Genomic DNA, 15,482 nt, shown 5'->3' on the forward strand with positions numbered 1-15,482 from the left:
CCGGTCAGTTCCGGTTCGGCCGGCTGTCGGCCCGTCCGCCGGGATTGCGGCTCTGACGGCGCCAGCGGATCGACAGGGTCGCGTCGCCGGTGCCCCCGACCTTGGAGCTGATGGCCAGGCTGCGGCGGACCTGCCATTCGACGTTGACCGCCGCCCCGCCTTCGCCGCCGCCGATGATCTCCAGATAGACGTTGTCGGTGATGTAGCGCCCGCCCGCGACCGTCAGGGCCGAGGCCTCGCCGCCGAACGACAGCCGGTCCAGCCCGGCCAGTTCGCGCAGGTTGCCGATCACATCGAAGCCGCCGCCGCCGGCTAGGGACGCGACCCCCGAGGCCAGCTGCGCCGCCTCGAAGCCCGACAGCTGCGACGCCGACCGGCCGAACAGCACCTGGGACAGGATCTCGTCTTGGGGCAGGGACGGGGTGGACGTCAGTTCGATCTTGGGTGCGGCGGCGGTGCCTGTGACCTTGACGGTCGCCGACAGGGTCGGGTCGTCGCGCGTCGCCGACAGGTTCAGCCGGATCAGGGCCGGATCGGTCGACAGGGCCACTGTGCCCCGGTCGTCGAACACGAAGCGCTTGCCCGCGAACTCATAGTCGCCGCGCACCACGCTGGCGTTTCCGGTCAGGACCGGCTGGGCGATCGTGCCGGTGACCTGGGCGTTGACGCGCATCTCGACGTTCAGGCCGCGCCCGACCACCCGGATGTCGCCGCCGGGCGAGGTCAGGCGGATGTTCAGGCCGAACTGCGGGCCGCGCTGCTTCGCCGTGTCCTGATCCGGCGGATCGCCGCCGGGGCGGTTGATCTCGACCACATCCATGCCGACCACGCCGTTCACCCCCGGCGGATTGGCCTCGATCTTCGCATCGTCGATCGCGATCTGGCCGGTCAGGGTGATGTTGCCGTCCGCGCCGCGCACCACGGTGATGGGCCCGGAGGCGTGGGCCTCGGCGATATCGTTGTCGATGATCCTGAACTTCGCGAGCGCCAGTTCGAAGCTGGAGCCCGAGCCTTCGCGCAGGCCGATGCGGCCGTCGCCGGTCACCGTGCCGCCGGTCCCGTCGTTGGCGGCGAAGGTCTCGATCAGGGCGGTGGTGTCGTCGAACCGGCTGGCCATGGTCAGGCCGTTCAGGCGCAGGCCCGTGGCGTTGTCGCGGAATGCGCCCTCCCTGACGTCCAGCCGGCCGTTGATGCGCGGCTCGGCGATGGTGCCGGCGATGGTCGCATTGCCGTTGACCTGACCGGCCAGGGAGCGTTCACCGCCCAGGAACAGGTCCCAGATCGGCTGGATCTGACCCTGGACCGAGACCGTGCCCGACATAGGACGAGTCCGCACCACCGCCAGCCGCAGCGGCGCGGCCGAGGCCTCGACCGGCAGGGTCAGGTCGACGTTGGCGCGAACTTCCGTGTCGTCATTGGCGGCGGCGACGACATGCAGGACGTCGTTGTTCAGGGTCGCGTTCAGGGTGCCGTCCACGGCCAGGCCGCGCGGGGCGTCGACGCTGCGGATCTGCTTCAGGGTCACATTGGCGATGCCGTCCAGATCATCGCCGGCGCCGCGCAGCGAGACCTTGCCGGTGATCTGGCCGCGCAGGTCCGAGACGAGGGAGCCGAGCTCCACCGCGCTGAGGTCGGCCTCGATGACCGCCGCATTGGAATCCTGACGCAGCTCGCCCAGCAGGACGCCGCCGCCGACGTTCAGGTCGACCCGCGCCACCTTGCCGTCCCCGGCCAGGGCGATGACCGCCGGGTTGCGGGTGGTGAAGCTGATTTCTCGCACCCGGCCGCCGCCCCGCAGGGTGACGCTCTGGTCGGTATTGTTGGGGCGGGCATAGACGCCGGAGCCGTTGAACTGGATCGGCACGTCGCCGCCGACGTCCAGGGCCAGGGTGAAGGGCAGGCGGGACAGGGTGCCGCGCCCCTCAAGATCCAGGCTGCGGATCGTATAGGTCGAGCCGGTCAGGCGGGCGTTCTTGGCCGTGACGTCCAGGATGGCGGTGTCATCGCCTCCTCCCTCGGTCAGGCGGACGCGGCCCTCGGCGCTGCCCGAGGCGATGAAGGCTCCGGGCCGGGCGCTGAAGGTCAGGTCGGCGCTCGACGGGATGCTGTCGGACAGCGATATGGCCCCTTGCGCCTTCACCCCCCCGGCGTCGACGTCCACATCGGTCAGGCGGATCGCCTTTCCGCCCAGGAAGAAGCTGCCCGAGGCGGCGGCGGGGCCATAGTTGGAGGCGCTGGTGATGGTCACCCGACCGTCGGAGGCGTCCAGCCCCTTGCGGAAACTCAGGATCAGCTGGGTCTGGGTCAGTTTCAGCGGCCCGGCGTCGACCTTGTCGAAGCCCGCCGTCAGATCCACGCGCGGCTGGGCCAGGGTGCCGGTCAGGGCGCCGTTGCCGACCATGGCGCCGTCGATGGCCACCGGCCCGACGCCGAACGGCCCTCGGGCGTTCCAGTTGAGCGCCAGCCGCAGCCGGCCGTCGAAGCCCATCAGCCCACGGGCCGCGGCCTCGCCCATGGTCCCGGTGACCAGCAGCTTGTCGACCGTCAGCTCATGCTCCATCCGCCCTTCGAACTGAACGCGCGGGGTCGGGCCCAGCAGTCGGTCCAGCTCGGACAGGCCGGTCAGCACCTTCTGGCCGCGTCCATCGAAGCCGAGCCGCCACGGCTGACCCGAGCGGTTGGAGGCGGTGATGGTCCCGGCCAGCTGACCGCTCGCGCCCTTCTGCACCCGGCCGATGTCGGTGATCCGCGCCGTACCCCGGAAACCGAGGCCGCCGGTCAGGTTGCGCGTGCCGGCGCCGTTCACCAGCAGACCCTGGCCGACCAGGTCGATCTTCTCGAACAGGAAGGCGCCGTCCTTCATCCGGGCCGCTTCGACCTTCAGGCGAGGCGTCGCGCCGAACAGGGCGCCGATGACCCCCTCGGTGGAGCCGCCGTTGGTGATCAGGTCGCCGTCGATGTCCATCCGGCCATTCTTGACCTGGATATGCAGCGGGCCGGTCATCCGGGTCGCCTTGTAGCTGGCTATGTCGGCGGCCAGCATGGTGGCGCGGCCGGTCAGGCTCCAGGTCGCCGCGTCGCCGCGGAAGGTCCCGCTCCAGGCCGTGCGCCCGCCGAGCGTGAGACCCAGCAGCCGGGTCAGGGAGCCGGTCTCGACCTCCAACTGGATCCCGTCGGGCGCCGACCGGTCCGACATCCGGATCAGGCCTCGGGCGTTGGAGTTGAAATTCTCGGAAATGAAGCGCCAGCCGACGCCCTGGTATCCCTTGCGGGTCTCGTCCGGCACGGCGGCGAAGCCGAAGCGGGCGGTCCGGCCGATCCGTTTGACGAAAGGCTCCAGCAGGTCCGAGCCGCTGAAGTCCGCATAGCCCGAAATCCGCGCGCCGGCCTTGCCATAGTGCCCCCTGACCACCAGCGGGACGAACTGGCCGGTCTTCACAGTGGCATCGACGATCTCCCCGTTGATCAGGGCCACGGCCGAGAAGGGCTGGTCGGGCGAATAGCCCAGCGAGCCGGCGATCGGTCCGCCCTGCGCCTCATTGGCGCGCAGGTTCAGCCGCAGGTCCTCGGGCTTGCCGCCGAAGGTCGCGGTCATCCGCAGATAGTCGCCCTGACGGTTCAGGCTGTAGGCGTTGACCTCGGCGTCTTTGGCCCCGAAGCGCGGGATGTCGGCGGCGCCGGTCAGCCGCCACCTGCCGTATTCCTTGGAGAAGCCCTCCAGCAGCTCGATATTGGCGGCGAACCGGTCGATGTCGACGCTGATCGGGGCGGGCTGGGGCGGCTTGCCGTCCGGCGGATCGATCTCGGGCCTGCGGATCAGGGTGATCTTGTCGGCGCTGATCTCGTCGGCATGGAAGCGGCGGGTCAGCAGCGGCAGGTACGACCAGTCGACGCGCACATTGCGCGCGTCCAGCCAGACGCCCTTCTTGTCGGTGATGGTGACCCGGTCGAGCGTGAAGTCGTCGAACAGGTCGCCCTTCAATCCCTCGACATTGATCCGGCCATAACGGCTGATCTTGGTCCCGGCGAGGAAGCTGGTGACCAGGCCGCGCCCCGAGTCCGAAAGCAGATACATCCGCCCGCCGATCAGGCCGATCAGCAGGATGGCCACCAGCGAGGCCGTCACGATCCCGGCGATGAAGGCCGCCAGCTGCAGTCGCGTGCGCTTCCTCACCGCCTTCTTGGCCGGCGTGTCCGGCTCGGCCTTGAAGGCTTCGACGATGTCGGGTTCCTCGGTCAAAACGCCTGACCGATGCTGATGTAGATCTGGAACTTGCTGTCGCCTTCCTGCGGCGAAAGCGGGAAGGCCAGGTCGGCGCGCACGGGACCGAACGGCAGTTTGAAGCGAGCCCCGACGCCGGCGCCGTAACGCATATTGGTCAGGTTGGGCGTTTCCTGGAAGCCGATGGCCCCGGCGTCGACGAAGGCCACGGCCTGCCAGCTCTCTCCGATGTCGCGCCGCACCTCGATGGAGCCCTCGAACAGGGACAGGCCGCCGCGCGGGGTGTTGTCGGGCAGGCGCGGGTTGACGCCCTGGTACTCATAGCCGCGTACCGAACCGCCGCCGCCCGAATAGAACAGGCGGTCCGACGGCACCGTCAGCTCCTGCCCGCCGATGATCGAGCCGATCCGGATCCGCCCGGCCAGGACGGTATGGGCGTCCTTCTCGATCGGGACATACATCGTCCCTTGCGTCTCGGCGCGAAGGAACAGGACCGTGTCCTCGCCCGCCACCGCCGTCGGCTGGACATTCAGGGTGACGCGATAGCCCCTGGTCGGGTTCAGCGGGTCGTTCGATTGATCCAGATAGGCGCTGCCCCGGCCTGTCAGGATGACCAGGTCGCGGTCGAAGCTCAGCGGCAGCTGGGTCACCGGGTCGTACCGGTTTTCGTAGTAGCGTCCGGCGTCCAGCCCCAGGCCGTAGCTGTAATAGGACGTCCGGCCGATGCGCTGCTGCAGGTCGGCCGAGGTGGTGAAGGCGGTGCGGGTATAGGCGTCGGTGTCTTCGTTGACCGCGGCGACCGACAGTTTCAGCGTCTGGCCGGGATGGCGCCAGTGGGGCAGGGACAGATCGACGCCCAGCCGGCTGTCGATATTGGCGGCGCGGGCCTGGAATTTGATCGTGTCGGCGCGGTTGTAATGGTTGAACCAGGTCCAGATGACGTCGACGCCGGAGCCTTCGGCGGTCGAGAAGCTGGCCCCGGCTTCCAGGATGCGGCGCGGCCGGTCGTTCAGGCTGACGATGACCGGCCGGTTGCCGTCGGCATTGGCCTGATCGGCAGGGGCAAGCGCTACGCCGACGCCGTCATAGACCCCGGTGTCCAGCAGCCGGCGCTCAAGCTCGGCGACCTTGTCCGGATCGAAGGTGTCGCCCTCTCGCCAGGGCGCCAGGCCCGCGACCCAGTTCGGATTGGTCGAGCCTTCGGTATCCAGCTTGACCCCGTCCAGCCGGACCAGCAGGCCCGAGACGATCTTGTAGGTCGGTTGCACCGTGAACCCGGCATGATCGACCACCACCCGGCGCGGTTCGGTCTTCGCGTCGGCATAGCCGCGGCGGGTCAGGCCGGCGACGATCCGGCCCTCGGCGGCGATGACGTCCACGGCCCGGCCTGGATCGCCGACGTTCAACCCCAGCTCGCCGTTGACGGCGGTCTCCACCTCGGGCGCGGGTGCGGGGGCGATCCAGTCGATGACCGGCCGGCTGATCAGGAAGCGCGGACCGGGAATGACGTTAATGGCGGCGACGGGGGTGTCCTCGCCCTCGACCACGTCTTCGACGGTCGCCTGGTAATAGCCTTCGGAGCGCAGCAGGGCTTGGGCCAGTTCGACCGAGGAGCGGGCGCGGCGGCGGGCCTCGAAGCGGTTGGCCGGGGCGTCGTCGACCTCGCCCACGGCGCGGGCCAGCTGGGCGCGCAGGGCGGCATCGATCTCGCCGCGAATCTGGGCCTTGGGCTCGGCCAATGCGGGGGAGGCGAGGGCGCCGAGAAGGGCGGCGATCAGCCCCAGCCGCACTTCAATCCGGAACGGGCCCTTGCGACACCGGGGTCGGTCGGCCGGCTGGAATGGCCGTGAAATCAAACTGGAGCCTTCGTCTGCCTGAAGCCCGCCCGGGGGATGCGAAAATCATCCCCTGATGGCGACCCTGTGGCGGGGGTCAGTAGAACAGGGTTTCGCTTTCGGGCTTCACCGTCTCTTCGGACGGACGCTGGTCGGGCGGCAGGGTGCCTTCGACCGGCGGCGGGGGCGTGGGAACGGTGTCCGACGCGGGCGCGGTGTGATCGGGCGCAGCCTCGGCGACCGGCGGGGCCTCGGGCGGAGGCGGGGCGGTTTCGGTCTGGGGCTGACGGACGTCGTCGCATGCGGCCAGGGCCGCTGCGCTGCAAATGGCGATCGCCAGAATCAGTCGTTTCATCGTCGTCCTCCCCCGTCCGGCGAAAACGCGCTCCGGACAGACCCGTTCCATATCGCTCATCCGGTCCCCGGTCACCCCTGCCGTGGCGATTCCGTGCGCCGGTTCTGCGACTTTCGGATCATTTCCTGCGTTCAGGATGCGACACGGGCTTGACCCGAATGGCGCGATGCAACAGAAGGCCCCCCACCCCACGGCGCGTCCTTAGCTCAGTTGGTTAGAGCATCTGACTTTTAATCAGAGGGTCCTCGGTTCGAGCCCGAGAGGACGTACCATGGGGGCCTGTTTCCGGAAGCGCATCGCGCCCGTCGAAACGGCCCTCCGCCTAGCCCTTCAGGGCGGTAATGCCCATCACCAGCAGGAAGCCGGCCCAGTCGTTGACGATGTGCGTCACGGTCGAGGCCCAGAGGCTCTTCGTCACCAGATAGGGCAGGGTCAGCGCCAGGCGGGCCGCGAATATCACGCCGAGGGCCTGGGCCACATGCCAGCCGTAGGTCGGCAGGTGCAGGGCGCCGAAGATCAGGGCCGAGACGATCCAGGCGATCAGAAGGGCCGCCCGACGCGGCATCCGAACGCCTGACCGCAAGGCCGTCAAAACGGCGAGGAGAGGCAGGATGGTGATGAGCTCCTCGCCGAACAGCTGCGGCAGGGTGCTGGCGGCGAACAGCGCCAGTTGCGCCCCGCTCATCTTGCCGAACTGCTCGAAGATCGGGTTGGCGGCGGTCGGGCCCGCGTGCATCACCAGCAGGGCGATCATGGCGCTGACCAGCACCACCAGCGGCATGAAGGCGAGGCCGATGCCGAGGTCCCTGAGCCTGATGGGGGCAAACAGGGCGCGCCAGTGGACGCCGGCGGCGATCCGCAGGCCCGCGAGTGGCAGGCCGACGAACAGGGCGACCGCGGCCCAGCGGCCCGCCTCCGTCGGCCAGATCAGGCCCTGGAAGACCAGGGCGGCGAAGCCCAGGGCGCAGGTCGCCATAACCATCAACCAGCCGCCCGCTGAAATCGCGACGGGAACGCCGGCATAGAAGGGAAAGTCGCGCGCCGGCGGGGGTGAACGGGTAATGGCGCGGCTCCTTCGTGGTTAAGGCGAGGCTATCGCAGCCATTCAGGGTTGAACAGGCGATCGGTGTTCGTCAGGCTGATCCCCACACAGGCGCGGAGAGGCCCGAATGGACTTCATGAAAATCCTGCGCAGCTTCGAGGAGTTCATCTTCGAGGCCACCAGCTGGCTGATCTTTTATCCCCTGACGATGTGGCGGATCATCCGTCGGCCGCTGGCCACGATGGACTACTCCGACCGCGAACAGGCGGATTCGGAAGAGAAGCGCTACGACGACGCGCTGAGCCCGCCTCTGGTCCTGCTGGCCACCATCGTCCTGTGGAACCTGATCGGCATAGAGGCCCATGTTCCCGAGCTGGAGGCGGGCTCCGCCGCGATGAAGACCCTGACGGCGTCGCAGCAGAACCTGGTGCTGTTCCGTTCGCTGGTGTTCAGCCTGATCCCGCTGGTGTCGGCGGCCAGCCTCGTGCACCGGCAGGGCAAGAGGCTGAGCCGCGAGTCGCTGCGCGCGCCCTTCTACGCCCAGTGCTATCTGGCCGCGCCCTGCGTGATGGTCGTCTCGGCGGGCGGCATCGTCTTCCAGCGCCACGACATTCCCAACCTCATCGGCCTGACGGTGATGATCGTGGGTGCGGTCTGGTTCCTGATCGTCCAGACCGTCTGGTTCCGCCACAAGCTGTCGATCGGCTATGTGAAGGCGGCCGCCATCGCCCTCTGGGCCATCGTCCGCGCCCTGGCCATCCTCGTGCCCGTGCTGGTGGTGCTGGCCCTGTTCTGACGGCGGGCTTCAGCGCTTCATCGGCGCCCGTCCAGATACCGGATCAGCCGGCTCATATTGTTGATGTAGGTCCCGGTGGAGATCCCCATCGGCCCTGACGGCTCGGTGAAGGGGGAGGTGTCCCAGTCGTCGCCCACCTGGCCGCGGTCGACGAAGCCCGGCGGCGGGGCCGGCGGACCGTCGCCCTGATACGGGTGGCTGGTGGTGCGCAGCTCCAGCGGCCAGTATCCCTCGGCGTTCAGCTCACTGACCAGCAGGGTCGCGTCGTCCGCCGCCTGCCGCGTCTCGGTGACGTTCAGGTCCGAGCCGCCGACGTCGGAGGTGATCAGATAGCGCGGCAGCAGCGACGGGCCCCGTCCCAGCAGCGCCGAATCCCGCGTCGCCTGTTCCGGCGTCATCGCCGCCACCCGCTCATAGCGCTGGCGCAGGGCGGCGACATTGATGTGCTTCTCCGGCTGGGTGTGTTCGGTGTCGAAGTCCGACCAGTATTCCCCGTTCTGGGCGTTCGAGCCCCGCCGGTGGGTGCCGATCAGCCGCCCGGTCCCGGGTTCGTAGTTTCGATAGAAGTTGCGGCCGTCCGGGGCGCGCTTCTCGGGCGGCAGCTCCACGCTGGCGATCCAGTCGATGGCCTCCGGGACCCGCGCCAGATACTTCCGCTCGCCGGTCAGCCGGTAGTAGTCGAGCAACTGGTCCACCGCCGCCGCCGTCCCGTGCGGGGTGATCGAAGCGGGCTCATAGGTCCGGGCCGTCGCGGGCTTCAGGTCCGGCGTATACTGCATGGCCCATCCGGGCGTCGGCTGCGGCTGCTGCAGGGCGATGATCAGCTCCATCGCCTTGATCAGGCGCGCGCGCACCCGCTCGTCCTTCAACTGCTGCAGCACGACCAGCAGGAAGCTGATGTTCTCCTCCGCCACCTCGTCGTTCAGGGTGATGAAGCCGGTGTAGTCGGGCCGCCCGTGGTTCGAGAACTGGCCCATCCGCGGATACCGCTGCGGCCAGCCGCCGTTCGGATACTGGCTGTCCAGGACGAAGCCGACCGCCCGGTCGACCGCCGCCCGGTACTTCGGATCGCCCTTCTCCATGTGGAGCCGCAGCAGGAAGCGACCGCACTCGACCGTGGCGTGGTCGTCAAAGGTGGCGTTGCCGTAGTAGTGCTGGAATTCCTCCAGCCGCCAGCCATTCTTGCCGATGGTCTCGTACCAGCGCTTCAGCGAGTCCTCGCCCGCGAAGTCGATGATGTAGTTCCAGCCGCCCGCCGGATGCTGGCCCGCGATCAGGGCGTCGGCGGCCTGTTCGGCGGCGCGGTAGTACTGTTCGTCGCCGGTGGCGTGATAGGCATCGAGGAAGATCTGGCCCATCTCCGGCGTGCCCGGGGCCTGGGTCCAGATCATGGTCGGATAGGCCTCCATCTCGCCCCAGCGGCGCGAGCCGTCGGCCAGATAGGACCAGACATAGCCACCGTGCAACGCGACCTTGTCGGTCATGAAGGCGGTCGCGCGGCTCATGGCCGCCTTCACCGTTTCCGGCGTGGCCGCTTCGGCGACGGCGAGGTTTGGAACGAGATTGGCGGCGACGGGCAGGGCGGCCGCGCTCAGCAGCCACCGACGACGGGTCAGCATGGGTCTTCCTCCGGGGGACGCCGCGGGTTGGACGGAGCGTCGTCCCGGGGCCGATCTCTTGGGAAGATTTGTATGACTAATCCGGCGCGCCCGGCAAGATGTCCAGCGGTGTCATTCCCGGCTTCCAGCACCACGTCCCCGGTGCGGCGCAGCTTGCCCCAGGCCTGGCCGAGGCCGGTCAGGGCCCGTTCCAGCGCCCGCCAGACCACGACGTACATGATCTGGCGATAGACCAGCCGCTGGGTCGGCAGCAGCCACAGGTCGCGCCGGTTCTCCCGGTCGAAGCCATAGGCGATCCAGCTGGCCGCCAGCTCCAGCATGGTGAAGGTGGCGTAGATCGCCACGGTCAGCCACAGGGTGGTGTCCGGGCTGGCGCTGATGTCGGCGTGTTGCGCCGCCGCCCACCATGACAGCAGGCGGATCACGAGGGCGATCAGCAGCTGCAGGTCGATCAGGGGCGCCAGCACCTGACCCGCGATCTGGAATAGCCACAGGCTGGGCAGGGCCAGGGCGCCGAACCAGCCGTGTTTGCCGACCGACCGGCGGTGCTTCCACAGGCACTGCAGGGTGCCGAAGCTCCAGCGGAAGCGCTGCTTGAGCAGGCCGCCGAGCGTATCTGGCGCCTCGGTGAAGGCCAGGGCTTCGGGCTCGTTGGCGATGACCCAGCCGGCCTCGCGCACCCGCCAGGTCAGGTCCATGTCCTCGGCCAGGGTGTCGGAGCGATAGCCGCCGACGGCGCGCAGCACCTCGGTGCGCCAGCCGCCGATGGCGCCGGGCACCACGGTCACGGCGTTCAGACGGGCCAGGGCGCGCCGGTCGACGTTCTGGCTGGTGATGTACTCCAGCGCCTGCCAGCGGGTGACGATGTTGCGGCGGTTGCCGACCTTGACGTTGCCGGCGACGGCGCCGACGCGGGGATCGGCGAACCAGGCGGCCAGCTTCGCCAGGGCGTCCGGCGACAGCTGGGTGTCGGCGTCGACCCCGACCACGACCGGCGCGGTCGCCTCGGCCAGGGCGACATTCAGGGCCGAGGCCTTGCCGCCGTTGGGCTTGCGGCGCAGCAGGACGCGCGGGTCCTGACCGAAGGCCGCCTTGACCGCCTCATAGGTCCCGTCGGTCGAGCCGTCGTCGATGACCAGCACCCGCACATCGACGTCGCGGCTGGTGAGCAGGCTGTCGATGGTCCGGTTGATGACCTCCACCTCGTTATAGGCCGCGACCATGACGTCGAGACGGGGCAGGGCGCTCCCTGCCGCAGGGAGCGGGCGGGCGCGCTTGCCCGAGGCCAGTCCCAGCATCAGCACGATCCGGCAAAGGCCCAGGCCGATGGCCAGGCTGAAACCCCAGAACAGGATGACGCCCAGCAGATGGGTGAAGCCGAAGGCCGCCTGATCGGCCGCGATCAGCGACTGCTCGTCCTTCGGCAGGGTGGGCATGGTCTGCTCCGGCGTCTGGCCGACCAGTCCGCCGATGGTGGTCAGCGCGTACCCGCGCGCCCTCAGGCCGTCGATGATGGCGGGCAGGGCGGCCACGGTCGCCGAGCGGTCGCCCCCGGCGTCGTGCAGCAGGATGGCGTGGCCCTTGTCGGCTTGGGCCAGGACAGAGGCGACGATCTCCTGGGGCCGCAGCCGGTGCGTCCCGCCGCCGGGCGTGCTGCGGGTCAGGTCCCAGTCGTTGGGGTCGATCGACTCGCCCGCGGTGGAATAGCCCAGGCGCGAGGCCACCGCGATCGGCGCGATCTCGCCGTAGGAGTCGGGCTCTGAGTCGGCGTTGTAGGGCGGGCGGAACAGGGTGATCTGGCGTCCGGTCAGGCTCTCCAGCGCCCGGTCGGCGGCGGTCAGCTCCAGCCGCACCCGCTCGTCCCCGACATGGGCCATGTTGGGGTGGGTGAAGGAGTGGTTGCCGATCTCATGGCCCTCGGCCTGGACGCGGCGGACCAGATCGGGATGGCCCACGGCCTCGTCGCCGATCATGAAGAAGGTCGCCTTGACCCGCTTGGCCTTGAGGATGTCGAGGATCTTCGGCGTCCATTCCGGATCGGGGCCGTCGTCGAAGGTCAGGGCCAGGACGTGGTCGGGCGCGCCGCGGCGGCGGATGGTCCAGGCCGAGGGCCAGGCGCTCCAGCTCTCGTCGGTGATCAGACCGCTGGACGGATCGCGCTCCAGCGTGCGCTGTCCGGCGCGGGGCTCGTGGGTGACGGTCAGCAGTTCGCCCTCGCCGGTGAAGGCGATGGCCTGGGCCAGGGTCACGGTGCGCATGGCCGCATCGGCCTGGGGCGCCGGGACCGCGTGCTTGCCGAACACCTTCCAGCTGGTCGGGTCTTCCTCGCCGAGCGCCCACAGGGAGGCCCCGCGCAGGCCGCGTCCCTGCGCCATGGTCATGGCGTTGGCGACCGAGGCGGCGTCCTGGAACCAGACCTCGTGCATCCGGCCGGCGTCGTCGCGGTAGCTGAAGGTGGGCTGCAGGGCGACGGGGTCGAAGTCGATCACCTCGGCGGGGGCCTCCTCGGGACGATAACCCTGCGCCGTGGTCAGGGCGGCGGTGTTGGTGATCGAGTCGGCCGCCTCGGTCCCGACCTTCCAGTCATAGCCGTAGACGCCGACGCCGAGGATCAGCTTGTTCGCGGGAACCAGGCGGGTGAACCGGTCCAGCGACCGGTCGACGAAGCCCGCCGAGGAGATAGGCCCGGGGACACTGGTCTCGCCATGCTCGTCATAGGCCATGACCGCGGCGTAATCGACGGTCGCCGCCAGGGACCGGATGTCGGCGTCGGACAGGCTGACCTCCAGCGCGATCGACAGCTCCTTGCCCTGTGCGGACAGGCGCTGATGCAGGCGGCTCAGCCAGGGGACGACGCGCCGGATCTGCTCAGGCGTCAACTGTTCGAAGTCGATCTGCAGGCCCGCGAAGTCGTGCTGGTCCACGAAGCCGACCAGCTGGTTCATAACGGCCTCGCCGTTGGGGCCGTCCAGCATCCGGTCGATGCGGTGCGGGTCGAACAAGCCCTCGGTGGCGTTGCCGACGACGGGAACGATGCGCACCCCATTGGCTCGCGCCGCCTGCACCAGCGGCGCGGTGGTAGGGTTCTTCGCGGGGTCGTAGTCCTTGGTCAGCACGCCCGAGCCGTCGGGGCTCAGCTCCAGCCAGGTCGGATAGACATGGGTCAGGTCGGCGGCGTGATGGCGGAAGCTGTCCAGCGCCCCGTCCTCCCAGGGCGCGAACCAGGCCCCGGCGATGGTCCCGGCCGCGGAGACCGGCTTCGCCCGGTTCCGGCGGTCGTCGAGGGCGATGCGATGCAGCAGGGCGTTCCCGGCGTGACGGCCGCCGTGCTTCACATGGCCGGAATAGGCGGGGCTGACGACGGCCAGATGGGTCAGGCGCGGCAGGATCACCAGACTAGCGACGAAGCTGGCCAGAACCACGGCCGCGACCGCCGCCACCGCGATGGCCGCCCAGCGCAGCCGCCGCGCCCGCCGCCCGGTGGCGTCGAGGAAGATCGGCTTGCCGCCCCCTCCGCCGCCATGGCCGTGACCAGTGGGGGAGGGCGAGGCGTCAGGGGCGTCGGTCATGGATATCGGCGATCGGTGCGGGAAGTCGCGTCTGGCGCTGTGATCCCGATCCTTGTCAGAACGGCGCCCGAACCCGGACATTCCTACGGCCAAGGTCCGGGGGCGACCTGTCTTTGGTCCGGGGCCGGCGGAGGGCAACCGCCGGGTCCCGGCCGCGTTGGCTCAGGGTCCCCTTCGGAGAGCCGCCATGCAGACCCTCATCGTCGGAATGGGCGTCCTGATCCTGATCGGCGCCCTGTTCGCCATGGCCATCAATCCGGGGCGGACGGGGCCGACCCGCTTCACCGACGCCGACGCCGACGGGGAGCCGGACGAGACGCCCGAGGAGAAGCGGCGCGGGCTTGAGGGTCGTTAGCCGCAGAAGGCCCCAAGCGGCGTTAGCCGCAGAAGGCCCCCAGCGGCGTCAGCCGCAGAAGGCGAAGAAGCGCTCGATGTCTGGGGCGGACGACGGGTGGGGGACATAGGTCTCGCGGCGCGAGCCCTGCCACTGGGCCAGCCAGCCGACACGGCGGAAGCGCTGGAAGACCGGGGCCGAGGTCGCGGCCTCGGCGGTCAGGAAGTCGCCGTCGGTCAGCTCCGACGCCTCGCCCTCGGCGCGGAAGCGCTCGGTCTCGCCGCCCGACTCGAGATGGATCTCGCGGGTCCCATGGGGGGCGTTGGCGGTGATCTCCAGCCGGCCCGCGCCCTTCTGGCAGGCCAGGCCCAGCCGCAGGTCGTCCGAGGTCTCGACGCCGTAGAGCAGCTTCGCCTCGCCCGCGTCCGGATGGTAGAACCAGTCCAGCCCCGCCACCGGCTGCGGCGATCCGCTGGAGGCGCCTGAAACGGGCGCGCCCTCGCGGGTGGTTGAACAGGCCGTGGCCAGGGCGCCGAGACCGGCGATGATCAGCAGTCTGGCAGGGGTCACGTAGCGGTCCCGGTTGCAGTGAATGGGTCTCATCCGCTGCAAAGGTCCGCGAAGCGGCGCAGCTTGGCAAGGTGGGCGGCTTCGATCTCGACGTCCTGATGCTGGTCGCCGACGGCGACGGTCAGGTCGCCCGAGGCCACGAACTGGCCGAAGACCGGATGGTCGGTGCGCAGGGCGAAGCCGAGCTTGCCGCCGCGTCCGGCCTGGGCCTCGGTCTGGGCCTGGGCCGAGCCGCCCTGGGAGGTGACGGTGGCGATGCCGGCGGCGAGCGGTCCGCCATAGACCGAGACCCGGGCGACGCCCGATCCCGGCGTGCACTCCAGCGTGGCCTTCAGTTGCGGCGTGTCGGGCACCTCATTGGCCAGAACCACGGGGCCTTCGCCCTCGTAGAGGGTCCAGGTCCAGGCGGCCGCCTGGGCAGCCGTGCCAGACAACAGGGCGAGCGCCAGATGCGTCGCCGCCGTCAGGGCGGTGAGGGTAGTGGTCATGGCTCAGCCCCCGCTGATGTCGTGAACCCCGAATGGTCAGGCTTGCAGATGGTCAGGCGGCAGCCTGGTCGCAATAGGACAGAAAGCCCGAGACGACCCGGCGTTCCGCGTCGCTGGCGTGGATGCGGGTCGGACCGGCTTCACCGACCACCGGCATGACCCCGTTGCGGGCCAGGCTCTGCAGGGCCGGGTCGGTGACCGGGATGCGCGCCTCGTCCTCCAACGACCCCAGCGAGGCCTGGGCCAGGCGCGGGGAGGCGGGCAGGACGTCGCCATAGACCACAGCGGACCGGTCGCCCGGCGCGCAGGTGACCATCAGGGCCAGCTGGTCGGAGTTCTCGACCCCGTACGCCAGCTTGGCCATCGGACCCTCATAGCTGAGGTGCCAGCCCATGACCGGTTGGGCCATGGCGGAGACGGCCGAGGGCTCGGCGTCTTCGTGCGACCAGTCCTGGGTCTTGGCCGCGAAGGCGACCAGACCGAGGGCGGCGACAGCAGGGACAAGGACCTTGAACATCATCAAACTCGCATTCGCAGGACCAACGCGAGAGCTACGAGGCGGTTCACGGTTCAGCTTAACGGCTGTTAACGATTGTTCGTCCTGTGATGAATTTAACGCGCGTTCGGCGAACCCCCGAAAGGCCGCACTTCC

At 69.4% G+C, this 15,482-nt stretch carries 11 protein-coding genes and 1 tRNA gene; 3 read left to right on the forward strand and 9 right to left on the reverse strand.

The features are described from left to right. Positions 1–4: 4 nt before the first annotated feature. The 3 genes from IFJ75_RS03520 to IFJ75_RS03530 form a co-directional block, all read right to left on the reverse strand. On the reverse strand, positions 5–4,240 hold the full coding sequence (locus IFJ75_RS03520; RefSeq protein WP_207871306.1) for a translocation/assembly module TamB domain-containing protein: 4,236 nt from the start codon (positions 4,238–4,240) through the stop codon (positions 5–7). Then, the gene (locus tag IFJ75_RS03525; protein ID WP_225896970.1) at positions 4,237–6,012 is read right to left on the reverse strand and encodes an autotransporter assembly complex protein TamA; all 1,776 of its coding nucleotides are present in this window, start codon (positions 6,010–6,012) and stop codon (positions 4,237–4,239) included. The genes IFJ75_RS03520 and IFJ75_RS03525 overlap by 4 nt, the downstream gene beginning before the upstream one ends. A gap of 142 nt (positions 6,013–6,154) precedes the next feature. Beyond that, positions 6,155–6,412: a hypothetical protein gene (locus IFJ75_RS03530; RefSeq protein ID WP_207871308.1), complete on the reverse strand. Its 258-nt coding sequence runs from the start codon at positions 6,410–6,412 to the stop codon at positions 6,155–6,157. Between the two features lie 195 nt (positions 6,413–6,607). On the opposite strand from IFJ75_RS03530, the gene IFJ75_RS03535 reads away from it, so the two are divergent. Beyond that, a tRNA-Lys gene (locus tag IFJ75_RS03535) sits at positions 6,608–6,684 on the forward strand. A gap of 50 nt (positions 6,685–6,734) precedes the next feature. Here IFJ75_RS03535 and IFJ75_RS03540 read toward each other — a convergent pair. Continuing rightward, positions 6,735–7,394, reverse strand: a complete 660-nt coding sequence (locus tag IFJ75_RS03540; RefSeq protein WP_207871309.1) for a CPBP family intramembrane glutamic endopeptidase — start codon at positions 7,392–7,394, stop codon at positions 6,735–6,737. A 187-nt stretch (positions 7,395–7,581) separates the two neighbouring features. On the opposite strand from IFJ75_RS03540, the gene IFJ75_RS03545 reads away from it, so the two are divergent. Further along, positions 7,582–8,250 (forward strand): hypothetical protein, encoded by a 669-nt coding sequence (locus tag IFJ75_RS03545; protein WP_207871310.1) that lies wholly within the window; start codon positions 7,582–7,584, stop codon positions 8,248–8,250. Positions 8,251–8,267: 17 nt separating this feature from the next. Here IFJ75_RS03545 and IFJ75_RS03550 read toward each other — a convergent pair whose 3' ends face one another. Both IFJ75_RS03550 and IFJ75_RS03555 read right to left on the reverse strand, forming a co-directional pair. Beyond that, positions 8,268–9,869, reverse strand: a complete 1,602-nt coding sequence (locus tag IFJ75_RS03550; RefSeq protein ID WP_207871312.1) for a pectate lyase — start codon at positions 9,867–9,869, stop codon at positions 8,268–8,270. Continuing rightward, complete coding sequence (locus IFJ75_RS03555) at positions 9,863–13,438, reverse strand: polysaccharide deacetylase family protein (protein ID WP_207871314.1); 3,576 nt, start codon at positions 13,436–13,438, stop codon at positions 9,863–9,865. Before IFJ75_RS03555 ends, IFJ75_RS03550 begins: the two co-directional genes overlap by 7 nt. 187 nt (positions 13,439–13,625) lie before the next feature. Between IFJ75_RS03555 and IFJ75_RS03560 the strand changes: the two genes are divergently transcribed. Next, positions 13,626–13,793, forward strand: coding sequence for a hypothetical protein (locus IFJ75_RS03560; protein WP_207871316.1), 168 nt, complete (start codon positions 13,626–13,628; stop codon positions 13,791–13,793). 48 nt (positions 13,794–13,841) lie between these two features. Here the strand turns inward: IFJ75_RS03560 and IFJ75_RS03565 are convergent, their stop codons facing one another. Genes IFJ75_RS03565 through IFJ75_RS03575 form a run of 3 tightly spaced genes read right to left on the reverse strand, consistent with a single transcriptional unit; the run spans position 13,842 to position 15,350 of the window. Next, a complete protein-coding gene (locus IFJ75_RS03565; RefSeq protein ID WP_225896971.1) occupies positions 13,842–14,342 on the reverse strand; it encodes a hypothetical protein in 501 nt (166 codons plus the stop codon). A gap of 29 nt (positions 14,343–14,371) precedes the next feature. Continuing rightward, the gene (locus IFJ75_RS03570) at positions 14,372–14,830 is read right to left on the reverse strand and encodes a hypothetical protein (RefSeq protein WP_207871320.1); all 459 of its coding nucleotides are present in this window, start codon (positions 14,828–14,830) and stop codon (positions 14,372–14,374) included. 52 nt (positions 14,831–14,882) lie between these two features. Further along, a complete protein-coding gene (locus IFJ75_RS03575) occupies positions 14,883–15,350 on the reverse strand; it encodes a hypothetical protein (protein ID WP_225896972.1) in 468 nt (155 codons plus the stop codon). Between the last annotated feature and the right edge of the window lie 132 nt (positions 15,351–15,482).

The sequence above is a fragment of the Brevundimonas goettingensis genome, from assembly GCF_017487405.1.
Lineage (GTDB): Bacteria > Pseudomonadota > Alphaproteobacteria > Caulobacterales > Caulobacteraceae > Brevundimonas > Brevundimonas goettingensis.

Bases quoted from the DNA above. Each gene is read 5' to 3' on its own strand.
- IFJ75_RS03575 (WP_225896972.1), bottom strand. From the start codon at position 15,350: ATGATGTTCAAGGTCCTTGTCCCTGCTGTCGCCGCCCTCGGTCTGGTC.
- IFJ75_RS03555 (WP_207871314.1), bottom strand. From the start codon at position 13,438: ATGACCGACGCCCCTGACGCCTCGCCCTCCCCCACTGGTCACGGCCAT.
- IFJ75_RS03560 (WP_207871316.1), top strand. From the start codon at position 13,626: ATGCAGACCCTCATCGTCGGAATGGGCGTCCTGATCCTGATCGGCGCC.
- IFJ75_RS03530 (WP_207871308.1), bottom strand. From the start codon at position 6,412: ATGAAACGACTGATTCTGGCGATCGCCATTTGCAGCGCAGCGGCCCTG.
- IFJ75_RS03550 (WP_207871312.1), bottom strand. From the start codon at position 9,869: ATGCTGACCCGTCGTCGGTGGCTGCTGAGCGCGGCCGCCCTGCCCGTC.
- IFJ75_RS03545 (WP_207871310.1), top strand. From the start codon at position 7,582: ATGGACTTCATGAAAATCCTGCGCAGCTTCGAGGAGTTCATCTTCGAG.
- IFJ75_RS03540 (WP_207871309.1), bottom strand. From the start codon at position 7,394: ATGGTTATGGCGACCTGCGCCCTGGGCTTCGCCGCCCTGGTCTTCCAG.
- IFJ75_RS03570 (WP_207871320.1), bottom strand. From the start codon at position 14,830: ATGACCACTACCCTCACCGCCCTGACGGCGGCGACGCATCTGGCGCTC.